Genomic DNA, 25671 nt, shown 5'->3' with positions numbered 1-25671 from the left:
ACGACTCTAAAGCAAACGGATGGCAGCACTTTTCTGTTAAATAATGTTAAAGCTAGAAAGCAGCTTGCTTTGTATAAAAGCCAGCATAATGTGGGGTGATATCCCTATCTTTGAATCGTCAATAAAAATACATGGAAACGCATACATTCTATAAATATCAGGGGGCAGGCAATGATTTTATTGTCTTTGACAATCGAAATGGACTATTTGACCGGAATAACGTGGATTTGGTACGCCGTCTATGCGATAGAAGATTCGGCATCGGGGCTGATGGGTTAATGTTATTGCAGGACGTGGCAGTGCATGATTTTGAAATGATTTACTACAACGCTGATGGCTATGAAGGAAGCATGTGTGGCAATGGCGGCCGCTGTATTGTAGCATTTGCGCAGGATTTGGGGGTGATTGGTAGTGAGACTGACTTTTTGGCAGCAGATGGCCTGCACCATGCCCGTATCCATGCCAACAACGTAGGTTGGATAAGCTTGCAAATGATAGATGTCGATGCGGTCAAACAAGACGGCGATGCCTATGTATTAAATACGGGATCGCCACACTACGTAAAATTAGTGCAGGATTTGGATGCTTTTCCCGTGTTTGATGAGGGGCGTAAGATACGCTATAGCGACACCTACCGCAACGAAGGTGTTAATGTGAACTTTGTACAAGCTGAAAACAATGGCTACTACGTGCGTACCTATGAGCGGGGGGTGGAGGATGAAACCTTGGCGTGTGGTACGGGTGCAACGGCCGTGGCATTGGCCATGGCATGGCATGAAGGACATAACGGGGAAATGGAAACACCCATTCGCGTAGCCGGGGGCAACCTAACCATCCGTTTCACCAAAACCGGCGAACATTTTACATATGTTTTTTTGGAAGGGCCTGCCGAGTTCGTTTTTAAGGGCGAGATTTCGTGGTAGCATGGGACTTGGGCGCTTTATCCTATATTACCACCTCTTTGCGTTGCTTATGGCAGTAGTGGCGCTGGCTTTGCAGCATACATTTGAAACAGGAGCGGTGCTTAGCCCGCATTTCTGGTTGCTTTTTTTCGTGGTATTCGCCTTTACACTGGCTGCTTACCTGCTGAGTGATTTGGGTATTCGTAAAGGCGGGGAATTATCCATTTACAGCCTTATTGGTGGCCTTTTTCTGAAGCTATTTGCATGCTTGACAATAGTTGCCATTCTGATAATTAAATTCCCTGAAAATAAGCTGCTTACAGCACTTAACTTTTTTTCGTTATATTTCTTGTTTACCCTCTTTGAAGTTATATGTTTGTTACGTAACTTGCGCGACCAAAATCAGACGTAAAAAATTGGGAATAGATGGATTTTAGGCACTTTTTCGATTCAAAAAAAATAAGCTTCATAGCAATATTTGCTGTTTTAACGACCTTTTCCGCTGTACAAGCTGCCGATACTGCTACTGCTGATACCATAGCTGCAACAAGCCATGGAGCGCATGCTGAAGAAGAATTTGAGCCTACCAATATGATTATGGAGCACATCAGTGATGCACATGATTGGCACCTTTGGGGACACACCTCGATTCCACTTCCCGTAATTTTGTATACCGATAAGGGATTTGAATTTTTCCTGTCTTCTGAGTTTCACCATGGCGAGCATGATTACCATGGAACGTATTATAACTACCGGCTGGTGGATAAGAAAAAAATCCAAGTGGTGAATACTGCAGGTGGAGTGGATGAGGAAGCATCCAAGAAGGTATGGGATTTCTCGATTACCAAAAACGTGGCCTCGATGTTTTTGTCTGTCATTCTTTTGCTGTTGGTGTTTACATCCGTCGCACAGGCTTATAAAAAACGAGGAGCCAAAGCACCAAAAGGGCTACAATCTTTTTTGGAGCCCGTCATCCTTTTCGTGCGGGATGATATTGCTCGCCCCAACATTGGGCATAAATATGCCCGTTTCATGCCCTTGCTGCTCACGATATTCTTTTTCATTTGGATCAATAATTTGTTGGGGTTGATACCGATTTTTCCGGGAGCGGCGAATGTAACGGGAAATATAGCGGTGACGTTTGTGCTGGCCTTGATTGTACTGGTAGTGGTCAATTTCAGCGGTAATAAATACTACTGGAAACACATCTTATTACCGGATGTACCCTGGTGGTTGTATCCCATCATGATTCCCGTGGAATTAGTCGGGGTCATCTCCAAGCCGTTTGCATTGATGATCCGTCTATTTGCCAACATCACGGCGGGTCATATCATCATCCTCAGTTTAATTTCACTAATTTTCGTATTCAAGTCGTTGGCCATCGCACCTGTTTCGCTTGCCTTTGTGCTATTTATGAATGTATTGGAATTGCTGGTGGCGGCATTGCAGGCTTTTATCTTTACGTTGCTTACCGCGCTGTTTATCGGTATGGCGGTAGAGGAGCATCATTGATTTGTGAATCCTTATATTAAATATACATTAAATTAAATTTGTTATGGTAGGTTCAATTGCGGCAATCGGTGCCGGGTTAGCAGTGATCGGTGCCGGGCTTGGTATCGGACAAGTAGGTGGTAAGGCGATGGAAGGTATTGCCCGCCAGCCTGAGGCTGCTTCAAAAATTCAGACTGCGATGATTATCGCTGCGGCCCTCATCGAAGGTGCTGCACTGTTTGCTATCGTAGTGTCTTTGATGGGATTGCAATAATCCTGTACGAAGGAACTGAATCAAAGGCCGGGCACCTGACGGTTGGTCCTGTGTCCGGCCTTCATTTAAAAGAAATCAAATTTAAAGACCCTATATGAGTTTTGATATTGGTAATCCGAGCATTGGATTGGTATTTTGGACATTTGTCGCATTTCTTTTATTATTATTGCTTTTGCGCAAATTTGCATGGAAGCCCATTATGGAAGCCATTGGCGAACGTGAAAAATCCATTGAAGACGCGCTGACGTCTGCTGAAAAGGCGAAAGCAGAAATGGCCCGCCTAACCAATGAGAATGAGCAATTACTGAAAGCGGCCCGTGCCGAACGTGATGTCATCCTGAAGGAAGCTAAGGAGTTGAAAGACCAGATTGTAGCGGATGCAAAGCACCTTGCCCAAGCGGAAGGGGCAAAACTGATTGAACAAGCCCGGAAAGAAATCGATGACCAGAAAAAACGGGCATTGGCCGAGGTGAAAAACCAAGTCTCTTCACTTTCGCTGGAAATCGCCCGTAAGGTACTCCAAAAAGAGTTTGAGGACGAACGCAAGCAGGAAGCATTGGTGTCTGATTTGCTCAAAGACGTGAAATTGAATTAAGAAGTAGCCCTGAGCTAACCGCATATCGATATGTCAGAGTTTAAAGTTGCATCACGGTACGCTAAGTCACTCATCGATTTAGCACAGGAACAGGGAAACCTGGAAACCGTGAAACGGGATATGGAGCAGTTTGTAGCCGTGTTGCGCACCAACAAGGAATTGCAAGCTGTACTCAAAAATCCCATCATGAAGCAGGATAAGAAAAGCAATATCCTGGACGCCCTGTTTGGCGATAAAATACATCCCTCAATCACTGCCTTTTTCCATATTATGGTGCGTAAAGGCCGTGCGGGTATTTTATATGCCACGGCACAGGAATTTATCCGCGAGTATAATGAAGTGAAGGGCATCGTCCATGCAACGGTTACTTCGGCAACGGCGTTGTCAACGAAAAACCTGGACACGTTGCAAAAGGTGATTGCCAGCGAAATCAATGCGGAAGTGATATTGCAAAACAATGTGGATCCTTCGTTGATTGGCGGTTTTGTGGTAAAAGTGGGTGATAGGCAGATTGATGCTAGCATCGCAGGTAAATTGAAGAAGTTGGAACGCCACTTCGATGCACAGGTTGTGAATTGAGTGTTGAGACGTTAGACAATAGACAACAGAGATTAGATTTTGGATACTCCTTGTTCTATTGATGTATTGGAAGTACAGTTATAGAAAATTAAAAGAGAAACCCCTAATAACATTAAAATGATAGAGGTAAGACCCGATGAAGTATCGGCAATTTTGAGAGAGCAATTGTCGGGCTTCAAATCAGAAGCCGAGCTTGAGGAAGTGGGTACCGTATTGCAGATTGGCGACGGTATTGCGCGGATATATGGCTTAACGAAAGTCCAGTCTGGCGAACTGGTTGAATTTGAAAATGGCTTGCAAGGCATTGTACTGAACCTTGAAGAAGATAACGTAGGTGTCGTGTTGCTTGGCCAGTCTGACGAGATCAAGGAAGGAGATACCATCAAACGTACACGTCGGATCGCATCCATCAAAGTAGGTGAAGGCATGCTGGGTCGTGTAGTAAATACCTTGGGTCAGCCGATTGACGGCAAAGGTCCAATCATCGGCGAAACCTACGAAATGCCCATTGAACGGAAAGCGCCGGGCGTTATTTACCGTCAACCGGTAAACGAGCCGCTACAAACCGGTATCAAGGCTATTGATGCGATGATTCCGATTGGCCGTGGCCAACGGGAATTGGTTATCGGCGATCGCCAGACCGGAAAGACAGCGGTATGTATCGATACGATTATCAACCAAAAAGAATTTTATGACGCAGGTGAGCCAGTATATTGTATTTATGTAGCGGTTGGTCAGAAAAATTCCACTGTGGCAAATATTGTCCGTACCTTGGAAGAGAATGGGGCAATGCCTTATACGATTGTGGTTTCCGCATCTGCTGCTGATCCGGCACCGATGCAGTTCTATGCGCCCATGGCTGGAGCGGCCATCGGTGAGTTTTTCCGGGACACCGGCCGTCCGGCATTGATCATCTATGATGACCTGTCCAAGCAGGCAGTAGCTTATCGTGAGGTGTCTTTATTGCTTCGTCGTCCACCGGGCCGCGAAGCCTATCCGGGTGACGTATTTTACCTGCACAGCCGACTGTTGGAACGGGCTGCTAAAATCACTTCATCTGACAGCATCGCGAGCCAGATGAACGACTTGCCCGAATCCATTAGGCCATTGGTCAAGGGCGGTGGGTCGCTTACAGCACTGCCAATCATCGAAACCCAAGCGGGTGACGTATCGGCTTATATCCCCACCAACGTGATATCCATTACGGATGGACAGATTTTCCTGGAGTCCAACCTGTTCAACGCAGGCGTACGCCCAGCCATCAACGTGGGTATCTCCGTATCACGCGTCGGCGGTAATGCCCAAATCAAATCGATGAAGAAGGTAGCCGGCACATTGAAGCTTGATCAAGCTCAATACCGGGAATTGGAAGCATTTTCTAAATTTGGATCGGATCTCGATGCGGCCACTAAAGCTGTGTTGGACAAAGGTGTGCGCAACGTAGAAATCCTAAAACAAGGCCAGTTTTCGCCGGTGGCTGTAGAAAAACAAGTAGCCATCATCTATGCTGGTACGAAAGGCTTATTCCGTAACGTTCCTGTAAACAAGGTGAAGGGTTTTGAGACGGAATACCTCCACCAGTTGGAATTGCGCCATCCCGAAGTGTTAAAAGCATTAAAAGAGGGGAAATTTACAGATGAGCTCACCGACGTATTGGAAAAGGTAGCTAAAGAGTTAGCGGATAAGTATTGAATAAGTTAGACATAACGTCTATAGTCTAAAAAAATGGCAAACTTAAAGGAAGTACGGAACCGGATCACATCGGTCACTTCTACACAGCAAATTACGAAGGCCATGAAAATGGTTTCAGCAGCTAAGTTGAAGCGGGCAACCAACGCCATCATACAACTACGCCCTTACGCAGAGAAGCTAAGGGAAATCCTGGCTAATGTATCTGCCAGTGTAGAAGGCGGGATCTCTCCTTATACAATGGACCGTAAGCCCAATAAGGTGTTGGTGGTCGTCATTGCCTCCAATAGGGGATTGGCAGGGGCGTTCAATGCCAATGCTATCAAGACGGCCAATCAATTGATCACTGAACGATACAGCGAGCAATTGCAAGCCGGGAATGTACGCATCATTGCTATTGGCAAGCGGGTTCAGGATTACTACTTGAAACGTAAATATCAGGTGGTGGGCGACCACAATGATTTATTTACAGCCCTGGATTTTGAAAACGCTTCGAAGATTGCTGATGTCATTATGAAAGGCTTTGCAGACGGTGAATATGACAAGGTGGATCTGGTGTATAACCGGTTTAAGAATGCGGCTGTCCAAATCCTGACTACCGAACAATTGCTACCCTTATTGCCCGGGTCTGTGAAATCGGGGAAACCAAAAGCAGAGGTGGACTATATTATTGAACCGTCCAAGGAGGAAATCATTGAAGGATTGATACCGAAAGCCATTAAGGTACAACTTTATAAAGCAATACTGGATTCACATGCGTCCGAACATGGCGCACGGATGACAGCGATGGACAAGGCTACTGATAATGCGGGAGAGCTATTGAAATCACTTAAATTATCGTATAATCAAGCGCGCCAAGCCGCGATTACCACCGAACTCACGGAAATCGTGAGCGGGGCAGCAGCATTGTCTAACGGATAACCGTCATTATCATATTTTGTAAAAGGGCACTTGTTGCCCTTTTTTGTTTTTACTGGATAATACAAAGAAAGAATACCTATTATTAGGTATATGTTTTGATAAACAATTCGTATACTTTTGCGTTATTAATTTTAAAAGAGGCTGATATGCCCTTTGGCAGGGTTATTGAGCAAATGGAAACTACGTGCTGGGAGATGTTTTTAGTCAGCTTTTTATTATTATTGTACACATGTTGTAGCAAAAAGTGGATTGCGATCGTTCGTTAAGCAAGTGAAGAGTAGGGGTTAGGAACGGCTACAATTATCAATCTTATATGAAAGAACTTATACTTCGCTTCAAAACCGTACCACGTTGGGCAATATTGTTGTTGGATCTTCTGGTGCTGACGTGGTCATTCATGCTTTCTTATTTTATTGCCAAGCAGTTTAATTTCCATGATATTATCCGGGGTCATTTTTTCGTGTATACGACGATTTACAGCGGTATCGCATTGCCGGTATTTTTCTTAATGCGGATACATACCGGGTTGATCCGGTATTCGGATACGCGGGATATGCTTAAGATCTTTTCCGCCATGCTCATCACGTCCGTAACCTATGTAGTCGTTGCCTATTTGATCCTTGCTACATTATGGAACATAAAGGATAGCGAATTGGGGTTAGTCATGCTAATTAACTTTTTCATCGCTACTTCTTTTCTTATCATGTTGCGCATCACTGTAAAGAGCATTTATTTCATGCTCATGCGAAAAGTGCGCGATGTGGACACCGTGAGGGTATTAATATATGGTGCTGATCAGAACGCGATTATGGCTAAACAGGCGCTTGAGAACAGTACAGAATCTAAATTTGTGATCATCGGTTTTATCGATACGAATAGGGGTAAGCTTAATAGCTATATTGAACGGAAACGTGTCTACCATGTAAAAGACCTTGCGGCATTGAAAGACCGCTACGCTATCGACCAAATGATTTTCGTAAAAGATCACTTAGGAACCAGGGATAAAAAGGTGATTGTAGAGCGTTGTTTGCGACTGGGCATCAAAGTGCTCACTATCCCACCTGCATCGGAGTGGATATCTGGCAGGTTGCGGTTGCAGCAAATAAAGAACCTGCGGATAGAGGATCTATTACAGCGCGCCCCCATCAAGATCAACAACGACAGGGTCTGTGACGACCTATGCGGTAAACGTATCTTGATCACCGGCGCGGCTGGTTCAATTGGCTCTGAAATAGTCCGTCAGGTATTGCGTTATGAACCCCAGATGCTTATCCTATGTGATCAAGCGGAATCTCCTATGCATGAGATACAATTGGAGATTGAGGAAAAATTCCCTTCGAGTAATGTAGTTGTGGCCATAGCAGATATCCGCAATTTGGAACGCATGCACCAAATCTTCAATGATTACCGGCCTGAATTGGTGTATCATGCTGCAGCATATAAGCATGTACCCATGATGGAGCGAAACCCCGGAGAGGCGGTAAGCACCAACGTAGGCGGAACGAAGAATGTCGCTGATTTGGCCGTGCTTTTCGGTGTGAAGAAATTTGTAATGATTTCTACGGATAAGGCAGTCAACCCAACGAATGTGATGGGGGCATCCAAACGTATTGCAGAAATTTACACACAAAGCCTGGATGGGCAACAATCGTTGCAATTGGTAGATACCGCTACCGGAATCACCCAGACGGTAAAGGGAACACGTTTTATCACTACGCGCTTTGGAAATGTCTTAGGCTCAAACGGCTCGGTTATTCCACGTTTTCGCGCACAGATCGAAAAAGGGGGGCCAATTACAGTGACACATCCTGAAATTACCCGGTATTTCATGACGATACCCGAAGCGGTGCAATTGGTATTGGAAGCAGGCACGATGGGGAATGGTGGGGAAATTTATGTGTTTGATATGGGTAAGCCTGTAAAAATCGTCGATTTGGCTCGTAAAATGGTTCAACTTGCCGGCCTGAAGCCCGATAAAGATGTCGAAATTGTTTATACAGGATTGCGCAGTGGCGAAAAGTTGTACGAAGAATTGTTAAACGACGGAGAGAAGGTTTTGCCTACGCATCACGATAAGATCCATATCGCTCGCGTAAATTCTATGGATTTTGAACAAGCTAAACGTGTCATCTATGAGCTAATCGCGATTAATGAACGTAAAAACAGCAGTGGTGTGGTTCGCAAAATGAAAGAGATTGTTCCCGAATTTGTTAGCAAAAATTCACCATTTGAAGCATTGGATTCAGTGGGATGATTCAATATCACCACTTAATTAATGAACTTGCCCACGTAAACCCCGATCCGAAAGCAGCAAGGCATACTAAATTCCCGTCCTTAATTTTCCCAGCTTCCCAAGCTTCGCATAAGGCGATAGGTACCGAAGCTGCTGTTGTATTGCCATATTTCTGAATGTTATTGAACACTTGGCTATCGTCTAATCCAAGGAGTTTCTGCACGTATTGACTGATGCGAAGATTTGCTTGGTGGGGTATGAGCAAATCGATGTCTCTTTCCGAAAGGTTGTTGGCGGCTAAAGCTTCCTTTATCACTTCCGGAAATTTAACCACCGCTTTTTTGAATACGGCCTGGCCATCCATATAAGGCAAGGCCGCGCCACTTTCCAATTGCTCCGTGGTAAGGAAAAGTCCACCGAGCTCCTGCTCTGGGAATGGCGGTTTATCTTTCACCCACTTGTTGGCGTGTGCGCCGGGATAGAACATAGCCAATTGTTCGGCTTCGGCTCCGTCGCTATGTAGATGCGTGCTTAAGATTCCTTTATTAGACTCGCTTGTGGGCTGGAGCACCACCGCGCCGGCACCATCCCCAAAAATAACCGATATGTTGCGGCTACGGGTTTGGAAATCCATAGCAAACGAATGCTTCTCACTTCCCACAACCAACACATTTTTATACATACCGGTCTTGACAAATTGGTCGGCCACGGACAGCGCGTATATAAATCCAGAACATTGATTTCGTACATCCAATGCACCGATTTCACGCATGTTCATTTCGCGTTGCAACAGTACACCGCAACCGGGGAAGTAATAATCGGGACTCAGTGTGGCAAACACAATGAAATCGATGTCTTGCGCCGTTGTGCCTGCCCGTTCGATAGCAATTTTAGCGGCCTCAATAGCCATGGTTGTGGTCGTTTCCCCAAATCGATCGGCAAAACGGCGTTCCTTTATGCCCGTTCGCTCCTGTATCCATTCATCACTTGTGTCCATGAAACGAGTCAGATCATGATTGGTGTATCTATGTTTAGGAACATAATATCCTACTCCGGCTATTCTTGATTGGTACATGTGCATCCCGTCTTCGCTTTTTAACTTACCTCATGCAATTGTACGGAAATTTTTATAAAAAGCCGTAGATTTGCATTATGACGGTTGAAACGCAAGAAGAAACCTATACGCTTGACGAGGTGTTGGCCGCTGTCACGCCAGCCCATCGGCTCATCCTTTGGAATGACGATACCAATACCTTCGAACATGTGATCAATTGTTTGATGAAACACTTGCAATATACAGAAACTGAAGCCGAGAAAATTGCGTGGAAGGTGCATAGCGAGGGGAAATGTGCCGTGTTGGAAGGCACGTACACGGAAGTAGATGTATATCGGAAAATTCTTAAATCGGAAGGGCTTACGGTAAGTATCGAGTGACTCCCTAATATAAGTAACAATGTAGCCGAAGCAGTTCCCACGCTGTAATAATACGGTTACTGTGCGCAGATGACAGCGATTAAAGCATAATCTTTGCGGCAAGAATCTTCAGATACTAATATGTTCAAACCGTATGGATTTTGCATATCGCATAAAAAACGCGTACATTTTTTTATTGGCTGTTTTTGCATCGCCTGTGGAAATAATAGCTCAAGTAAAAAACGCTGCCATATCGGCTGTCGTGATTGACAGTTCGTCCAACGAACCGGTGGGCTTTGCCAGTGCGGCGCTGTTGAGACAGGAATCAATGTCCTATGTTAAAGGGATGCAAACGGTTGATGACGGTAAAATCCAATTTACTGATGTAGCGCCGGGTACATATGCCGTCCGTATTACTTATATCGGGTATGAAGATTACCTGCGATCGGGTATTATCGTCCAAGCGGGTAGGGATATCAATTTGGGAAATATTTCGTTGAAGCCTTCCGGCGAATTGCTGGAAGAGGTAGTGGTGCAAGGTACGCCCCCGGCGATGGAATTGGGCATCGATCGGAAAATATTCAACGTCGCCCAAAGCACCATCAGTGTAGGAGGTACAGCATCAGATCTGTTGGCCAATGTACCATCCCTGCAGGTAGATGTGGATGGTAGTGTAAGCCTGAGGGGTTCAAGCAGTGTGCGTGTCTTGATCGACGGGCGGGAATCTGCCATGGCCGGGAGTGATATCACACAGCTTTTGCAAGCTATGCCAGCCAACTCTATAGAACGTATTGAAGTAGTGACCAATCCTTCATCGCGCTACGATGCCGAAGGCCAATCGGGTATTATTAATATTGTGTTGAAAAAAGAAGCGAGGGGTGGATTCAATGGTGGTGTAAACGCTTCTGCAGGCTCATATGACAATTACAATGCTGGGTTCAACCTGAATTTGCGGAATGAGAAATTCAATTATTTCGGCAACTATAATTTCAATCGCCGTAATAATGTGGGTGATGGGTTGAACAGTACCCGGCAGTTTTCGAACAATAGCCTAACGGAGAATTCGAGCGAAAGCAATCACTTGGGATTGAACCATAGTGTCCGGTTGGGCACGGATTACTACGTTACCGATAAAACATTAATCGGATTTTCCGGTAATTTGAGCCTTAGGGGTAATGCGCGCAACGACGATATGTTTTATTCCTATTTTGGCCACCCCGAGCTAAGCGGTACAAGCAGCCGGTTTTCAAGGCAAGACGAAGACGATATCGGATTTGATCTCAATTTTGATTTAAAACACGAGTTTGTTCGTGAAGGTGAGGAAATCGTGGCCAATGTCGCCTTCGGGCGGGACAGCGAAGAAGGCGTGAATGTATTTGATCAAACGTTTACAGATCCTTCAGCAGTACAAGATCTGCGAGTGAATAATACCAGTGAAGATGGTAGAAACCTCAACCTGCAATTGGACTATGTGCGCCCCTTTGGCGAAGACAATAAATTAGAGGCAGGCTATCGATCGATTATCCGGCGTTCTGACGATACCCAGCGTTCTGAATATCTTGACTCAGGAGCGGGGGAGATGCTTCCCGATTATGCGATTAGCAATGATTTCAATATGGAAAGCATCGTGCATGCATTATATACCAATTATCAACGCAAGCTAACAGAGCAGTTCGGCATTCAGGTAGGATTACGTGCGGAACAGGCTTACTTAAATACGGAATACCTATCGTTTGATCCAGATATTGCGCCTACCGATCGCTCCGCTACCGGGCGGTTGGATTATTTCCGGATTTATCCCAGTATTTTCCTTACGCAAGAGTTTGGGGAAGGCAACCAACTGCAGGCGAGCTACACACGGAGGGTCAGCAGACCCCGGGGCTGGCAAGTCAACCCTTTTATCGACGTGTCGGATCCGATGAATATCCAGCAGGGCAATCCCAACCTGTTGCCAGAAGATATTCATTCATTTGAACTGAGTTATGCTAAATTTTGGGATGCCGTGATGCTTACCACATCGGCATATTATCGGAGGGTGAATGATGTGGTACAACCCATCATTACCACCGTGGAGGGAATGGACGGTGTAACGTTTTCGCAATGGCAGAATATCAGCCGCAACGAAGCAGCCGGCCTGGAATTGATTTCGAAGGTCGATTTCAGTAAAAAAGTAGACGCAATGTTCAATGCTAATTTATTCCATACCCGGTTTCACGGCAGCGAAGCGTTCAACATCGACCCGACGGAAGGCTTCAACTGGAACGCGAATGTCACCGCGAACTACCGGATCATGTCGAGCCTGTCGGCCCAGGCACGGGCAGAATACCAAGCACCCCGCGTCATGGCACAGGGGAAGGGCATCGAACAGTTTGTCGTAAATGCAGGTGTCCGGTGGGATGTGCTGGACAGGAAAGCGAGTATCCTGTTTAACGTACGCGACCTATTCAATCAACGGCGATGGGGCGGATACACGCAAACACAACAGTTTTACCGTTATTTTGAAAATCGGGGCATGCGCCGTATGTTCATGGTCACACTTAACTATCGATTTGGACGGCAGGATTTTGAACGCGAAGAACGCCGGAATAATGGAATGGAGGATGATTTTAATGGTGGCGGAGAGCAGTTTTAATAGTGGAAAAGTAAGTTAATGTTGCTCAAAAAAGGGTTTTTAGCTCATCCAGTGCGGTAATACTTTGTTTAACGTCTTCAGGAACTTCGCTTTTATTGGGATTAAAATATATTGCATCCATCCCGACATTCTGTGCACCACGTACGTCAGCATCAAGACTATCGCCAATCATTACGCTTTGAGGAATAGCTGTTCTGGCGTTGGCAATGGCATGATGGAAAATTTTGGGATGGGGCTTATGGACACCCACGGCTTCAGAAATCACGATGGTCGAAAAATATTTTTTTAGATCACACTTGGTAACTTTGGTCTCTGCGGCATCGCCAAAACCATTTGAAATTAGGTGTAATGTGTATTTCTCCTGCAAATAACCCAATGTTTCATGCGCATGGGGAAAAAGGTTGGTCTTTTGCGGGCAAAGCCGCAGGTAGTCGATTTCAAAGGCCTTGGGAAATAGCGTAGGGTCTACCCCTAACTCCGTAAATGTATCGGCAAAACGTGCCTCACGAAGTTCTGCTTTGGTGATTTTGCCATGGTGGTATAGCGCCCAGAGCCGATGGTTGTTCCGGTTATAGGTTTCAATAAATACGGCTGCCGCCCCAAAACCGAAGGCATTGAAGCGATAGGTGTCAAATAATTCCAATAAGGTCTCTTCGGCATTTTTTTCGAAATCCCAGATGGTGTGGTCTAAATCAAAGAAGATATCCTTTTTGCTCATATTGTGCATGGACAAAGATACGGATTTTGTTTAAGTCAGAAGCCGGGAACCCGAAGGCCAGAGTTCCCCGGAGTTTCGTATTATTGTCATAATGTTGCCCTTGGTTTGTGATTAACGGATGTAAATCAATACTTTTGTGTTTGCTTTTCAGGAGTTTGCTATGCGAAAACCTTTAGTATTGTTTTATTTTCTTGTTTTTTATGCTACTGCACAGCTGATTTGGTGGGGAGTATTGCTTATTGAGGCCCAGCCCAGCCGGAAAATCATGATTATCGGCGAGGGGATTTTTTTTATGTTGATCTTCGTCGTCGGGGCACTCAAACTGAAAAAGGCATTTGTCCGTGAGCACAAAATACAGCAACAACAACAGAACTTTCTGCTGGCGGTGACCCATGAGCTCAAATCGCCGCTTGCAGCGATTAAGTTGGCTATCCAGACTATTGTAAAACGGGATCTCAGTAAAGAACAGCGGGATCAATTCCTTTCCAACTCCTTGAAGGATATCGAACGGCTTGATGATTTGGTTGGCAATGTGTTGATTGCAACCAAGTTGGAAGATTTGCGTTATAATTTTCCCAAAGAACAGATAGACCTTACGGAATTGGTCAAAAGCGTTGCCGGAAGACTTCAAATCCATTCGTGCACAACGCAGGTCATTAAAACGGAATTGCAATCGAATATCCGGATAGAAGGCGATCGGTTTGCCATTACCAATGTGGTGACCAATCTTATTGAGAACGCGGTGAAATATTCCCCGCCGTGCGCCCATGTGTTCGTGAAACTCGCCAAAGACGATGATCAGGTAATATTCAGTGTGGCTGATCATGGCATCGGAATAGCGGACAATGAAAAGCGGCTTATCTTTAATAAGTTCTACCGCGTAGGGAATGAAGATACCCGAAAAACTAAGGGCACCGGACTCGGATTATATATTGTAAAGACGGTGTTGGAGCGACACCGCGCGCAGATTAAAGTGAAAGATAATACCCCATCGGGAAGTATTTTTGAAGTTATATTTAGCAACCATTATGCAACAAACTAAGCATCGGATTTTATTGGTGGAAGACGAGGAGCACCTGCTGGATGCCATCAAGCTTAACCTGGAACTGGAAGGGTACCGGGTTTCGACGGCAGCGGACGGGAAAAAAGCCTTGAAAATATTCAAAGAAGAACGCTTCAACTTGGTGATACTAGACGTCATGATTCCTGAGATTGATGGGTTTCAGGTTGCCGAGACTATCCGGTTGCAGAATACAGAAGTACCTATCATGTTCCTTACGGCCAAGAACAGCAGCGAAGATCGGATCACCGGGCTTCGTAAGGGCGCGGACGACTACCTCGTGAAACCTTTCAACCTGGAAGAACTCATCCTGCGCGTAGGTATATTGGTGCGAAGAGGAATGAAGGGCGACGACTTGAAAGAACTCAATTCGTATACTATCGGTGATAAAACCATTTACTTCAATTCATTTGAATTGCACCATGCAGACGGTGCCGTGACGTCGCTTACGAAAAAGGAAACGATGCTGCTCAAGCTACTGATTGAACGGCGCAATGAGGCTGTCTCGCGCGAACAGATATTGGAGACGGTATGGAACTATGATGTATACCCATCTACACGTACCATCGACAACTTTATTCTTACCTTCCGGAAATATTTTGAGCCTGACCAAAAACATCCGATGTATTTCCACTCCATCCGTGGTGTGGGCTATAAATTCACCGACAATCCGCAGGCCTCATGATGACGTCCAAGGCACGTGCCGCGGTGTTGGTGATAGCATTTTTATTATTGGTCGGTGCAGTGTATATGCGTGCCATTCAACTTGCAGTGATGATTGCTGGGGTGATGGGTTACCTGACGTGGAGCCATTACCGGGAAGGTACGGTATTTATCGCTACCCAGGCGTTTCAAAATCAAGATTACGATAAGGCGAGGCGATTGCTCGCCGATATCAAAAAGCCTGAATACCTCCGTAAGGGAAGGCGTAATTACTACGAATTTATGAGCGGCAACCTTGCCTTGAAAGCCGAGGACTATGAGGCTGCCGAACGGCATTTCCAGATTGCCTCACGGCTGCCTTTCCGGCGGCCAAACGACAAGGCTATCATTTTGGTAAACTTGGCCAATATCAACCTCCGAAAGCACGATTTTGAACGGGTGAAAGCCTATGTGGCTTTGGCAAGGAAGCTGGAAGTGACTTCACGTGTCGCACAAATCATCAATAAAATCGAAAACGAAATACCCAAAGATTAACTTGTGACAACTGGTTTGCAAAACGATTTACTTATCCGGGCTGCTTTTTCGCAGCCTACCGAACGACCGCCCGTGTGGATAATGCGCCAAGCGGGCCGATTTATGAAGGAATACTGGGATATCAAGAATAGGTATTCCTTTCTTGAGATGTGTAAAACTCCCGAAATAGCGGCAGACGTGACAATGCTTCCCGTGGATTTGCTGGGAGTGGATGCTGCTATTTTGTTTTCAGATATTTTGGTTACCGCAGAAGCCATGGGCGGGCAGCTGAGCTTTGAACAGGGAGTAGGCCCCCAATTTGCCAATCCTGTACGCAACAGAGCCGATGCGGAAACATTGCGTACGGATGTGGTGGATAAACTACAGTATGTCGGAGATGCCATCCAAGTGATTCGGCAACGTTTGCAAGGCCGTATTCCGTTGATTGGTTTTGCGGGTGCGCCATTTACGGTATTGAGTTACCTCGTGGAGGGCGGCTCATCGAAAGATTTCAAACGTACGAAATTGTTGCTTCACAACGAACCCGAGCTGGCCCATTTCATCTTGCAAAAGATTGCCGATGTGACCGTCGATTACCTCAACCTGCAGATTGCCGCTGGGATAAATGCCTTGCAACTGTTTGACAGTTGGGCATTGGCGCTATCTTGGGATGACTACAAGACGTTTGCACATCATTATAATACGTATATCTTCTCGAAGTTAAACAGGGCTGGTGTGCCGGTAATTTCGTTTTGCAAGGGGAGTTCGGTATTCGCTCCGTTGATGGCTGAAGCGAAGCCGAATGTGGTTTCCGTAGACTGGAATGCGGACTTGAGGCACGTAAAAGATAGCCTACCGCACGGTGTGGCCGTGCAGGGCAATCTGGATCCGTTTGTGCTGTATGCCGACAAAAAGGTCATCCGGGAGAAAATCCTGCATCTATTCGAACGTATGCGCGGGCAAGATGGCTTCATCTTCAACCTGGGGCACGGTATCATGCCGGATATTCCGTTTGACAACGTGAAATACGCGATTGAGGTGGTGAAAGAATTTAGGTTTTAATGCTATACCTTTACGCTAAAGCGGTACACATTATTTTCGTCATTACTTGGATGGCGGGGTTGTTTTACATGGTCCGGCTGTTTATCTACCATACAGAGGCTAAACAGAAACCGACGCAGGAATACGATGTCTTGCATCGGCAATTTGTGGTAATGGAAAGTAAGCTATGGTGGATCATCACTACGCCATCTATGTACTTGGCCATTGTGGCCGGGCTAACCATGCTCTATGTAGTGCCGGGGCTGTTGCAGGCGGGATGGATGCACGTGAAACTGACTTTTGTCCTTGGCCTGGTGGCCTATCATTTCATCTGCCAACGCATCATGTTCAGGCTTAAGCATGAAACAAACCGATGGACATCGATACGGCTCCGCATGTGGAACGAGCTGGCGACGGTGATACTTTTTGCTATTGTTTTTGCAGTAGTGCTCAAGAGCGCAATCAACTGGATATACGGCGTGTTGGGACTGCTCTTGCTGTCTATCATGCTGATGCTGGCGGTGAAGATATACAAGAAAATCCGGGATCGCGATTAATCGCCAAAGCAGAGGTATTTGATTTCCGTATACTCGTCAAGCCCATGCTTTGAACCTTCTCGCCCGATACCGGATTGCTTGACACCACCAAAAGGTGCCGCTGCATTGGAAAGTAATCCGGTATTGATACCCACCATACCTGCTTCGAGTTGTTCGGCTACGCGCCAACAACGATTTACATCCTTACTATAAAAATAGGAAGCAAGGCCGAACTCCGTGTCGTTGGCCATAGCGATGCCTTCCTCTTCGGTGTTGAATCGGAACAGGGCACATACCGGACCGAACGTTTCTTCCCCAGCAATGAGGGAAGAAGGGCTGACATCCGCTAAAACGGTGGGATGATAGAAGAGTCCTTTCTTTGGTTTGCCGCCCGCCAGCAACTTCGCTCCCTTGTCAACGGCGTCTTTTACATGCTTTTTTACCTTTTCCAGCCCATCTTGGCTGATGAGCGGTCCTACCTGTACGCCTTCATCGAGGCCATTTCCCACTTTTAGTTTTTTGACGGCGGTTGTCAATTTCTTGGCAAAATCGTCAAATACCGCATCCTGCACGAAAAATCGGTTGATAGACACACAGGTTTGGCCGGAATTACGGAATTTGCCTGCAATGGCTCCTTGCACAGCTGCATCGACATCAGCGTCATCGAAGACAAGGAAAGGTGCATTACCACCAAGCTCGAAAGACACTTTTTTGATGGTTTCTGCTGCCTGGGCCATTAGTGAGCGACCTACTTCCGTTGAACCGGTGAATGATATTTTTCTTATTTTATCATTGGTGGCTAATTCCGTGCCCATGCCTTTGCTATCCTTGCCAGTGACGACATTGAATACCCCGGCAGGGAATCCAGCTTCATGTGCTAATTGAGCCATCGCTAAGGCGGTAAGTGGTGTTTGTGAGGCTGGACGGAGTACGACCGTGCATCCGCAGGCCAATGCCGGGGCCACCTTACGGGTAATCATGGCCAAAGGGAAATTCCAGGGGGTGATGGCTGCAACCACTCCCACGGGCTGCCGAATGGTAAGTAGTCGCTGCCCTGTTTTTGGGGCAGGGATGGTTTCACCATAGATACGTTTCGCTTCTTCGGCAAACCACTCCACAAAGGATGCTCCATAATCCACCTCAATGAGGCTTTCGGTGAAGGGTTTGCCACTTTCCATCGTCATGATGCGCGCAAGGTCCTGTTTATTGGCGATAATGAGCTCGTACCATTTACGTACCGTGTTGGCGCGTACGGTTGATTCCGTATCGCGCCATGATGGCCATGCGTCGTGCGCATGGTCAATGGTGGCATGGCAGTCCGCTATGGTGAGGTCGGGCACGGAAGCGATGATTTCACCGGTGGCAGGATTGATGACATCGAAGGATTTGCGGCCTTTGATGAATTTGCCGTTGATGTAGGCTTGTGTTATAATGAGTTTTTTGTTCATTTGGAATGTTATGATGTTTCTATTCTTGTTCTAATTCTAACACTCGGCCATGTTGAAGGTTTTTCGTTGCTTGCCGAGTTTTCGGCTAATGTAAGTACATTTGTCATCTTTCGCTTACTTTTGCAAAAGACCAAACAACGTGTAGTATGTTGGCCATACGATTAAATTGGTCGGAATGAAGTGATGAAATTAATCCAATGGCGGTGAATACTATAAAGAAAAACGCAGCTTATAATATTGTTTTGGCTGTTAGCCAGTTGTTATTCCCCATTTTTATATTTCCCTATGTATCTAGAATACTTGGGCCGGGGGGCATGGGGAGTATTGGTTTTGTGGAGAGTTTCACCCAATATTTTGTTATGATGGCAGCGTTGGGAATACCTGTTTATGGCGTGCGGGAAATTGCAAAGTATAAACATGACTATACAATTAGGTCTAAAATTTTCAGTGAAATCATACTTATCCATAGCCTTGCTACAGTGGTCTTAACCATCGTTTACATACTGATTTTTATGACTATTGGCGAACTAAATGCTTATCGTAGACTATTCACGATAAGTGTGGGAATTATGATTGTGCAGGTTTTTACTATGGAATGGCTGTTTCAAGGTGTAGAACAATTCAAGCTAATTACCATTAGAGGTGTATTTTCAAAATTATTGTCTATTATCTTGATTTACTTATTTGTGAATGAAGCAAATGATGTAACCATATACTATTTTATTGTTTTCTTTGGTGGGTTAGCATCAATGTTAATTAATATTTATTATGCACGCAACATCATAACGTTGACATTTTTCAATTTGAAGCTTAAACGGCATTTGAAGCCCATGTTGTTTATTTTCTCGTTTAGTTTGGTTATCCATGTTTATACCGTGTTCGATACCGTGATCCTCGGTTTTATTAAGGATGATGTCGAGGTAGGCTATTATTCAACCTCGATAAAATTATCTCGTTTAATCATTACTGTGCTAACTGCTGTTACGATGGTAATGATTCCCCAGCTTTCGAAACAGTTCCATGAACAGAATCACGGCCAAATAAAAGCTTTGCTTACTAAATCCTTTTCCTATGTGTCGTTATTCAGCATTCCCATCGTTACAGGGTTAATGCTTTATGCTGGTGAAATTATTATACTATTTGCGGGTAATGAATTTATGCCTGCAACGTATGCATTACAAATCATTGCGCCAACAGTAGCTGTTATCGGGTATAGCAATATTTTTGGCATGCAGATTCTCAATCCATCCAATAATGAGCGCCTTTTTTTCAAAGCGGCTGTGACGGGAATGATAGTCAGTTTAATTGCCAACTTTACATTAGTTCCCCGATTTGGGTACATTGGCTCTTCAATTGCTGCATTCGTCGCAGAATTTATCGTCTTAATCCTATTAGCTAGATTTGCTATTCGGATAATCAATTTTGCACCGGATTGGAGTTTGCCAATTAAGGCCTGGGTATCATCATTGATTTTTATACCGATATATTACTTAATTCGTTATGCTAATTTGAATGCGATTGTAGCCTTGTTTTCAGGAGTTCTGCTTTCTGCATTGTTTTATTTCTTTATTCAATACTGGATATGGAGAAACGCCATAATATTGGATATGTTAACGACAGTTTCCCGTATAATAAACCGTGTCAAGAGAAAGTATGAAGCATAAATTGGCCATTGTATTGCCGGCATATAAGCCTGAATTTTTGAGAGACACGCTTCAAAGTATCGCTGATCAGGATGATATACGTTTCAAATTATATATTGGAGATGACAATAGTCCTTTTGATTTAAAACATATTGTTAGTGAATTTACAGACAGGATCGACCTGGTTTACTATCGCTTTGAGAATAATCTAGGAAGTCAAGACTTAGTGGCACATTGGAAACGATGCGTGGATTTAATTCAGGATGAAGAATGGATTTGGTTGTTTTCGGATGATGATATTATGGATGTAAGTTGTGTTAGGACATTTTACAAGTATATCGAAAAAGATAAAAATTGTGATATTGTGCGTTTCAATGCTTCAATTATCGATCAGCATGGTTGGGTTCTGAAAAAACCAACCATCTTTCCCGCAACGCTTAATGTAGCGGATTTTTTTTTACAAAAGATAACGTATCAATTGAGCAGTTTTGCAATTGAGTGTATCTTTAAGAGGTCCGTTTATGAAAAAAAAGGAGGTTTTATCAATTTTGATTTGGGGTGGTGTTCGGACGATGCAAGTTGGATGAATTTTGGGCAGGAGACATCCATTAAAACGATTCCCGGGGCAATTGTTAAGTGGCGAAAAAGTAATTTGAATATAACAACATGGGATGATAAACCTATTCTTTTCAGGAAAGTCAATGCTCAGATTGATTTTGTCCAATGGGTAGTAAGGTTTTTTGATGCACACGATATCAAAGATAACAGCTCTACTTTCCAGAAATTGCGTTGGATATTGGATTTGCCATTCTGTTCGACGGCATTGACATTCAAAGAGAAAGTAAAAATTGGGAAAGAAGCACTACAAGCTATTGAAATAACGTTTTTGACGATATGGGTTTGGCTATATCTTAGCTACTGTGAGCTAAAATGCTGTCTCAAAAGAATCAAGATGAATCAACAATAAACTTAGATAGCTGTGGCCATTTACATCATCATATTCCTCCTGTTAGCTGTTTTTTGTGTGCTAGACTTGGTGGAAGTAGATGAACATCATAAAAAATTGTTATTTTCCTGTATAATCATATTGCTAATTATCGTTGGTGGGATTAGATGGGATACAGGGCCGGATTGGAACTCCTATTATACTTTTTATGACAACATCACCCATTTTGTTTACGGTTCGGAAGTGAATTTATTCGAGCCTGGATTTACTTATATAAATTTATTTATGTCGAGATTGGATTGGAGCTACACTGTGGTGTTGTTTTTTTGGGCTGTTGTTACCATCGGTCTCAAGGGGCTTGTTTTCAGTCGGCATACTCCTATCTTATTCATTTTATTATTTCTATATTACTGTTACTACTTGGCGGATATCTTATCTGTACGGCAGTTTACGGCAGTGTCCATTTGTTTGTGTGGATTGAAGTATATCGAAACGAAAAGGTTTTGGGCATTTGCAATATTAATCGTGTTGGCGAGCCTTATTCATGTGTCCTCTATTTTGTTTCTTATAGCCTATTGGCTTTATCATTTTAAATGGTCAGACCTGTGGCGTTACATCTTACTGATTGCGGGTTTTTTGATTGGTTTGGTTGGCATTTCAGGATGGGCAATCGAATTGGTAGTTCGATTGGTGGGCGTTGAAGCTTCCATGGCCGAAAAGCTGCTGCAATATGGGGACGAAGGATTAGAAACTAGCCATACTAATCCCTATTTATCGTATGCATTAGGAATTTTAAAACGAGCTTTTATATTGCCGCTATTAATTTATGGGAAAAAATATGTTTCAAAACGTATCCGATTCCGGTATGAGGGATTTTTAAATCTGCTTATTTTTGGAAACATGATTTATTTCATTTTTATTCTAAGTGTTCCTGTGGTTACGAGACTGGCGTTGCCTTTTTTATATTTGGAAATTTTCCTATTGGCCTATTTACTTACATCGCTTAACGATTTCAAGCTCAAAGCATTTTTTTTATTTCTGTTGACGATTTTTGGAGCCTTTCGGCTATATTTATTTATGTCTCCCTATATGGATTTATATGTGCCTTTTCATACTGTTTTCGATGAATTCTACGATCCGCTTCGTTATTAGCCATGATATATTTTTGTGAAACGAATAAAACGAAGGGTGAGCATGCGTTCATTAATAGTCAGTTGGTTCAACTCATTGCAAAAGCCTGCCCCTCACACAATATTCATTGCTATGCTTCTCTTTCACATTGGAAAGAACTATCAGAGGTCTTGAGCGAAAACACAAATTACTATTTTTCGCCGATAACTGTTTTGGAACCACAAGAAAAGCAAAAAATCAGGTGGATCATAAAAATTCTTTTAGAGTGTTTTGCAACCATTGGTTTAATAAGGAAAGCGACGAAAAAAAAGGTATCACTTATTTTTTTTTCATCAATGTCTCCTTTAACGAACGTTTTTGTTCACATTTGGTTAAAATGGTTTATTTCAAAAGATGTCAAAGTTATTATCACATTGCATGGAGAACTTCAACTAATAAAAGAAAGACCTGGTCGTAAATTAATAGATAAGATTTATAAATTGGCGCTTGATAAAGCACTTAGGATGCGGTTAGCAAATAGAAAATTCTTGGTGCTTAATGAATTAATAAAAAATGAACTGGTAGGCGGTACCCAGATTGAACCTGTTGCGGTATTAAGCATACCTCATCCTTATCACAAAAAACATATAAAATTTCCTAATCGGCCTACCGACAAAATTGTATTTGGCCATCTTGGAACAGCTAAATTGGCAAAGAATTCGCATCTGTTTTTTGCTCTAGCAAAGCAATATGCAAACAGTGTGTCAGCTGGAAAAGCTGCTTTCGTAATTAATGGCCAAGTGCTCCCAGAAATTTTGCCTTTTCAAAACAATTATGTTGAATATCAGCGCCAGTCAGTGTTTGTTGAGACGAAAAAATATGAAGAACAGTGTTCGGCTATGCACTATGCAATTTTTATGTATACTGATGATCAGTATAGCTTAGTCAGTAGCGGAGCTATCATGGATGCAATAGCCTTCGGATTACCTATCATATGTTTAAAGAATAAGTATTTTGAATATCTTTTTGGCTTATGTAAGGTGAAGCCGGGCATCTTATGTGAGCATTATGAAGAAATAGTGGATAATGTGCAGCGACTGATTCGAAAAAATGACGACGAATACGATAGATATCTCTTAGGAATGAACGAATTGCAAACCTATTTTTCAATTGAAAAGATCCAGCGCAAATTTGATGATCAAGTTCAACTTTTGAGGATTAAACCATGATAGCACCGTTGGTAACCATTGCCATTCCATTTTATAATAACAAGGAAACCCTACTCGACGCAATAAAGTCAGTTTATGCACAAACGTTTAATGATTGGGAGCTTCTTCTATTAAATGACGGCTCAACAGACGGTTCGTTGCAGTTGGTTGAACACATTAAAGATCCTAGAGTTCGATTAGTGGACGATCGAGAAAATAGAGGCCTAGTATACCGTTTAAACCAAGTAAGTGAACTGGCCAAAGGCCAATACATTGCCCGTATGGACGCGGATGATTTAATGATGCCAGATCGTATTGCGAAACAAGTGGCATTCATGGTTAGGTACCCAGAAACTGATTTAGTGGATACCGCGGCTTATACCATTGATACGTCAAATAAGCCTATAGGTAAACGAGGGGCCTTACCTATCCGTAATACTCCAAAAGATGTGCTTAAGCATGCATTGTTGTTACACGCATCAATTCTTGGCAGAAAAGAATGGTTTAGAAATAACCCATATGATCCGGCTTATGTTCGAGCAGAGGATTATGAATTGTGGTGTAGGACCTATAAATTTTCCAATTTTAAACGAATTCCCGAATATTTATACATTATTCGGGAAGGAAGGGTTAACATCAAAAACTACCTGTCCAGCATGCGTACATTAAGGATGATTTTTTCTGTTTATGGAAAAGGAAAATTGACTTACCCTGCTTTACAGTGGGAGATTGTAAAGACATATTTAAAATCTTACGCTTATATATTCATGGGGTGGTTAAATAAGCAAGATGTACTGACAGCGAATAGGAATACAGCGTTGGATTTGAAGGAACAGCAACATCTCAATGAGCAAATTATGAAGATCCAATCATTGAATATAATTACCCAAGCCTGAAAATGAAAAATCAGTTATTACAAGGGAAAAAAATTGGGTTTATAGCCAATACTGCTTGGAGTATGTACAACTTTAGGTTGGGAGTGATGAAAATGTTAGCAAGCTACGGTGCCGAAATTTATGTTGTTGCTCCATATGATGATTATGCGGATAAGTTCGCGGCTTTTAGTATCCAATTTAAACCTTTAACGTGTTTAAATGCTAAGGGCACTAATCCATTAGGTGATTATTTATTATATCGGGAGTTAAGGCAAATACTTAAGATTATACGTCCAGATTTTCTCTTTACTTACACAATAAAGCCCAATATTTATGGCCTTTTGGCGACTAAATCCCTTCAAATTCCCACGATAGCCGTTATTACTGGTTTAGGTCACGGGCTGGCCAAAAAAGGAATTTTGTCCGCTGTCATCAAAATGTTTTACCGATTTGCATTAAAGCATTCGGTGAAGACCTGGTTTTTAAATAACGATGATCTGACTTTTTTTATCAAGAATAACATTCTTACGGAGCAGAAAACACTATTATTGTCAGGTGAGGGGGTTGATATTGAGTATTTTAGAAGGTTTGTTCCTTATCCTGACGATAAGACCGTCAAATTTTTATACACAGGTCGGTTTCTTTACGAAAAAGGGGTTGAGGATTTTGTAAAGGCAATCGAACAGCTCAAACAAAGAGGATTACAAGTTGAGGGCGAACTACTTGGTTTTGCGAATGTCCTTAATCCATCAGCCATCAAAATAGAAACAATAAGATTATGGGAAAGTAAACAGATTATTCGATATTTGGGGGCAACGGATGACGTACGTCCTTATTTAGAAAATACGAATTGCCTGGTATTTCCCTCGTATTACAATGAAGGTATGCCGCGATGTTTATTGGAAGCGGCAAGCATGGAGGTTCCCGCAATTACAACCAATACAATAGGTTGTAGGGAAGTCGTAAAGGATGGTGAGACTGGTTATTTAACCGAGCCCAAGGACGTTTCCTCTTTAGTGGCAAAGATGGAAGCTTTTGTCAGGCTCCCTTTGGTATATAAAAAAGAAATGGGGAAAAATGCAAGGAAGAAGGTAGAAAAAGATTTTTCAGAAGTTAAGATTTTAGCAGTGTACCTTGAGCAGCTAATAAAGGTGATGCATGTGACGTCATCATAATTGAGG

General features: G+C 43.5%; 25 protein-coding genes. 22 read left to right on the top strand and 3 right to left on the bottom strand.

Translation table 11 applies throughout. The features are described 5' to 3' along the window. Positions 1-131 precede the first annotated feature (131 nt). The 9 genes from dapF (at position 132) to BMW65_RS16615 (ending at position 8705) form a co-directional block, all read left to right on the top strand. Positions 132-923: a diaminopimelate epimerase gene (dapF, locus tag BMW65_RS16655; protein WP_090607083.1), complete on the top strand. Its 792-nt coding sequence runs from the start codon at positions 132-134 to the stop codon at positions 921-923. Between the two features lies 1 nt (position 924). Continuing rightward, a complete protein-coding gene (locus BMW65_RS16650; RefSeq protein WP_090607082.1) occupies positions 925-1314 on the top strand; it encodes a hypothetical protein in 390 nt (129 codons plus the stop codon). A 14-nt stretch (positions 1315-1328) separates the two neighbouring features. Continuing rightward, positions 1329-2414 (top strand): F0F1 ATP synthase subunit A, encoded by a 1086-nt coding sequence (gene atpB / locus BMW65_RS16645; protein WP_090607080.1) that lies wholly within the window; start codon positions 1329-1331, stop codon positions 2412-2414. A gap of 43 nt (positions 2415-2457) precedes the next feature. Then, entirely contained in the window at positions 2458-2667 is a 210-nt protein-coding gene (gene atpE / locus BMW65_RS16640; RefSeq protein ID WP_090607078.1) for an ATP synthase F0 subunit C, read from the top strand. 94 nt (positions 2668-2761) lie between these two features. Then, complete coding sequence (locus tag BMW65_RS16635) at positions 2762-3262, top strand: F0F1 ATP synthase subunit B (RefSeq protein ID WP_090607077.1); 501 nt, start codon at positions 2762-2764, stop codon at positions 3260-3262. Between the two features lie 30 nt (positions 3263-3292). Beyond that, the gene (atpH, locus tag BMW65_RS16630) at positions 3293-3841 is read left to right on the top strand and encodes an ATP synthase F1 subunit delta (RefSeq protein ID WP_090607075.1); all 549 of its coding nucleotides are present in this window, start codon (positions 3293-3295) and stop codon (positions 3839-3841) included. 117 nt (positions 3842-3958) lie between these two features. Next, positions 3959-5533: a F0F1 ATP synthase subunit alpha gene (gene atpA / locus BMW65_RS16625; RefSeq protein WP_090607073.1), complete on the top strand. Its 1575-nt coding sequence runs from the start codon at positions 3959-3961 to the stop codon at positions 5531-5533. 33 nt (positions 5534-5566) lie between these two features. Further along, the gene (gene atpG / locus BMW65_RS16620; RefSeq protein ID WP_090607072.1) at positions 5567-6451 is read left to right on the top strand and encodes an ATP synthase F1 subunit gamma; all 885 of its coding nucleotides are present in this window, start codon (positions 5567-5569) and stop codon (positions 6449-6451) included. 313 nt (positions 6452-6764) lie between these two features. After that, on the top strand, positions 6765-8705 hold the full coding sequence (locus BMW65_RS16615) for a polysaccharide biosynthesis protein (RefSeq protein WP_090607070.1): 1941 nt from the start codon (positions 6765-6767) through the stop codon (positions 8703-8705). 7 nt (positions 8706-8712) lie between these two features. Here the strand turns inward: BMW65_RS16615 and BMW65_RS16610 are convergent, their stop codons facing one another. Then, the gene (locus BMW65_RS16610; protein ID WP_177181171.1) at positions 8713-9759 is read right to left on the bottom strand and encodes a 3-oxoacyl-ACP synthase III family protein; all 1047 of its coding nucleotides are present in this window, start codon (positions 9757-9759) and stop codon (positions 8713-8715) included. 77 nt (positions 9760-9836) lie between these two features. Here BMW65_RS16610 and BMW65_RS16605 point away from each other — a divergent pair, with 77 nt between their 5' ends. After that, positions 9837-10118, top strand: coding sequence for an ATP-dependent Clp protease adaptor ClpS (locus tag BMW65_RS16605; RefSeq protein ID WP_090607067.1), 282 nt, complete (start codon positions 9837-9839; stop codon positions 10116-10118). Positions 10119-10314: 196 nt separating this feature from the next. Then, positions 10315-12729: a TonB-dependent receptor gene (locus BMW65_RS16600; protein WP_245747671.1), complete on the top strand. Its 2415-nt coding sequence runs from the start codon at positions 10315-10317 to the stop codon at positions 12727-12729. Between the two features lie 25 nt (positions 12730-12754). On the opposite strand, the gene BMW65_RS16595 is transcribed toward BMW65_RS16600, so the two are convergent. Then, positions 12755-13447, bottom strand: a complete 693-nt coding sequence (locus BMW65_RS16595) for a YjjG family noncanonical pyrimidine nucleotidase (protein WP_090607330.1) — start codon at positions 13445-13447, stop codon at positions 12755-12757. 160 nt (positions 13448-13607) lie between these two features. Between BMW65_RS16595 and BMW65_RS16590 the strand changes: the two genes are divergently transcribed. The 5 genes from BMW65_RS16590 to BMW65_RS16570 are packed head-to-tail and all read left to right on the top strand — an operon-like array spanning position 13608 to position 17281. Further along, positions 13608-14489, top strand: a complete 882-nt coding sequence (locus BMW65_RS16590; RefSeq protein WP_090607064.1) for a sensor histidine kinase — start codon at positions 13608-13610, stop codon at positions 14487-14489. Then, the gene (locus tag BMW65_RS16585; protein WP_090607063.1) at positions 14476-15192 is read left to right on the top strand and encodes a response regulator transcription factor; all 717 of its coding nucleotides are present in this window, start codon (positions 14476-14478) and stop codon (positions 15190-15192) included. Before BMW65_RS16590 ends, BMW65_RS16585 begins: the two co-directional genes overlap by 14 nt. Then, a complete protein-coding gene (locus BMW65_RS16580) occupies positions 15189-15704 on the top strand; it encodes a hypothetical protein (protein ID WP_245747670.1) in 516 nt (171 codons plus the stop codon). Before BMW65_RS16585 ends, BMW65_RS16580 begins: the two co-directional genes overlap by 4 nt. Before the next feature lie 3 nt (positions 15705-15707). Further along, on the top strand, positions 15708-16745 hold the full coding sequence (hemE, locus tag BMW65_RS16575) for a uroporphyrinogen decarboxylase (RefSeq protein WP_245747669.1): 1038 nt from the start codon (positions 15708-15710) through the stop codon (positions 16743-16745). Further along, complete coding sequence (locus BMW65_RS16570) at positions 16745-17281, top strand: CopD family protein (protein WP_090607059.1); 537 nt, start codon at positions 16745-16747, stop codon at positions 17279-17281. The genes hemE and BMW65_RS16570 overlap by 1 nt, the downstream gene beginning before the upstream one ends. On the opposite strand, the gene BMW65_RS16565 is transcribed toward BMW65_RS16570, so the two are convergent. Next, positions 17278-18708, bottom strand: coding sequence for an NAD-dependent succinate-semialdehyde dehydrogenase (locus tag BMW65_RS16565; protein WP_090607057.1), 1431 nt, complete (start codon positions 18706-18708; stop codon positions 17278-17280). The two genes, BMW65_RS16570 and BMW65_RS16565, sit on opposite strands and share 4 nt — an antisense overlap. 197 nt (positions 18709-18905) lie before the next feature. Between BMW65_RS16565 and BMW65_RS16560 the strand changes: the two genes are divergently transcribed. From BMW65_RS16560 to BMW65_RS16535, 6 genes are read left to right on the top strand one after another with little or no spacing between them, the layout of a single operon-like run. Next, a complete protein-coding gene (locus BMW65_RS16560) occupies positions 18906-20372 on the top strand; it encodes a flippase (RefSeq protein ID WP_090607056.1) in 1467 nt (488 codons plus the stop codon). Continuing rightward, positions 20362-21318 carry a glycosyltransferase family 2 protein gene (locus BMW65_RS16555; RefSeq protein WP_090607054.1) on the top strand — a complete coding sequence of 319 codons (957 nt, stop codon included), beginning with the start codon at positions 20362-20364 and terminating at the stop codon, positions 21316-21318. Before BMW65_RS16560 ends, BMW65_RS16555 begins: the two co-directional genes overlap by 11 nt. A 12-nt stretch (positions 21319-21330) precedes the next feature. After that, positions 21331-22449 (top strand): EpsG family protein, encoded by a 1119-nt coding sequence (locus tag BMW65_RS16550; protein ID WP_177181170.1) that lies wholly within the window; start codon positions 21331-21333, stop codon positions 22447-22449. A 2-nt stretch (positions 22450-22451) separates the two neighbouring features. Beyond that, positions 22452-23636 carry a glycosyltransferase family protein gene (locus BMW65_RS16545; RefSeq protein ID WP_090607051.1) on the top strand — a complete coding sequence of 395 codons (1185 nt, stop codon included), beginning with the start codon at positions 22452-22454 and terminating at the stop codon, positions 23634-23636. Continuing rightward, positions 23633-24511 (top strand): glycosyltransferase family 2 protein, encoded by an 879-nt coding sequence (locus BMW65_RS16540; protein WP_090607050.1) that lies wholly within the window; start codon positions 23633-23635, stop codon positions 24509-24511. The genes BMW65_RS16545 and BMW65_RS16540 overlap by 4 nt, the downstream gene beginning before the upstream one ends. A 2-nt stretch (positions 24512-24513) precedes the next feature. After that, positions 24514-25665 carry a glycosyltransferase family 4 protein gene (locus BMW65_RS16535; RefSeq protein WP_090607048.1) on the top strand — a complete coding sequence of 384 codons (1152 nt, stop codon included), beginning with the start codon at positions 24514-24516 and terminating at the stop codon, positions 25663-25665. Positions 25666-25671 lie beyond the last annotated feature (6 nt).

It is taken from the genome of Parapedobacter koreensis (assembly GCF_900109365.1).
GTDB lineage: Bacteria > Bacteroidota > Bacteroidia > Sphingobacteriales > Sphingobacteriaceae > Parapedobacter > Parapedobacter koreensis.
Note: the sequence above shows the minus strand (reverse complement) of the source record. Positions and strands in the feature narration are given on the sequence as shown.

What these genes read in the sequence shown, in the direction of transcription:
- dapF (WP_090607083.1), top strand. Translation starts at nt 132, where the DNA reads ATGGAAACGCATACATTCTATAAATATCAGGGGGCAGGCAATGATTTT.
- BMW65_RS16650 (WP_090607082.1), top strand. Translation starts at nt 925, where the DNA reads ATGGGACTTGGGCGCTTTATCCTATATTACCACCTCTTTGCGTTGCTT.
- atpB (WP_090607080.1), top strand. Translation starts at nt 1,329, where the DNA reads ATGGATTTTAGGCACTTTTTCGATTCAAAAAAAATAAGCTTCATAGCA.
- atpE (WP_090607078.1), top strand. Translation starts at nt 2,458, where the DNA reads ATGGTAGGTTCAATTGCGGCAATCGGTGCCGGGTTAGCAGTGATCGGT.
- BMW65_RS16635 (WP_090607077.1), top strand. Translation starts at nt 2,762, where the DNA reads ATGAGTTTTGATATTGGTAATCCGAGCATTGGATTGGTATTTTGGACA.
- atpH (WP_090607075.1), top strand. Translation starts at nt 3,293, where the DNA reads ATGTCAGAGTTTAAAGTTGCATCACGGTACGCTAAGTCACTCATCGAT.
- atpA (WP_090607073.1), top strand. Translation starts at nt 3,959, where the DNA reads ATGATAGAGGTAAGACCCGATGAAGTATCGGCAATTTTGAGAGAGCAA.
- atpG (WP_090607072.1), top strand. Translation starts at nt 5,567, where the DNA reads ATGGCAAACTTAAAGGAAGTACGGAACCGGATCACATCGGTCACTTCT.
- BMW65_RS16615 (WP_090607070.1), top strand. Translation starts at nt 6,765, where the DNA reads ATGAAAGAACTTATACTTCGCTTCAAAACCGTACCACGTTGGGCAATA.
- BMW65_RS16610 (WP_177181171.1), bottom strand. Translation starts at nt 9,759, where the DNA reads ATGTACCAATCAAGAATAGCCGGAGTAGGATATTATGTTCCTAAACAT.
- BMW65_RS16605 (WP_090607067.1), top strand. Translation starts at nt 9,837, where the DNA reads ATGACGGTTGAAACGCAAGAAGAAACCTATACGCTTGACGAGGTGTTG.
- BMW65_RS16595 (WP_090607330.1), bottom strand. Translation starts at nt 13,447, where the DNA reads ATGAGCAAAAAGGATATCTTCTTTGATTTAGACCACACCATCTGGGAT.
- BMW65_RS16590 (WP_090607064.1), top strand. Translation starts at nt 13,608, where the DNA reads ATGCGAAAACCTTTAGTATTGTTTTATTTTCTTGTTTTTTATGCTACT.
- BMW65_RS16585 (WP_090607063.1), top strand. Translation starts at nt 14,476, where the DNA reads ATGCAACAAACTAAGCATCGGATTTTATTGGTGGAAGACGAGGAGCAC.
- BMW65_RS16580 (WP_245747670.1), top strand. Translation starts at nt 15,189, where the DNA reads ATGATGACGTCCAAGGCACGTGCCGCGGTGTTGGTGATAGCATTTTTA.
- BMW65_RS16570 (WP_090607059.1), top strand. Translation starts at nt 16,745, where the DNA reads ATGCTATACCTTTACGCTAAAGCGGTACACATTATTTTCGTCATTACT.
- BMW65_RS16565 (WP_090607057.1), bottom strand. Translation starts at nt 18,708, where the DNA reads ATGAACAAAAAACTCATTATAACACAAGCCTACATCAACGGCAAATTC.
- BMW65_RS16560 (WP_090607056.1), top strand. Translation starts at nt 18,906, where the DNA reads ATGGCGGTGAATACTATAAAGAAAAACGCAGCTTATAATATTGTTTTG.
- BMW65_RS16555 (WP_090607054.1), top strand. Translation starts at nt 20,362, where the DNA reads ATGAAGCATAAATTGGCCATTGTATTGCCGGCATATAAGCCTGAATTT.
- BMW65_RS16545 (WP_090607051.1), top strand. Translation starts at nt 22,452, where the DNA reads ATGATATATTTTTGTGAAACGAATAAAACGAAGGGTGAGCATGCGTTC.
- BMW65_RS16540 (WP_090607050.1), top strand. Translation starts at nt 23,633, where the DNA reads ATGATAGCACCGTTGGTAACCATTGCCATTCCATTTTATAATAACAAG.
- BMW65_RS16535 (WP_090607048.1), top strand. Translation starts at nt 24,514, where the DNA reads ATGAAAAATCAGTTATTACAAGGGAAAAAAATTGGGTTTATAGCCAAT.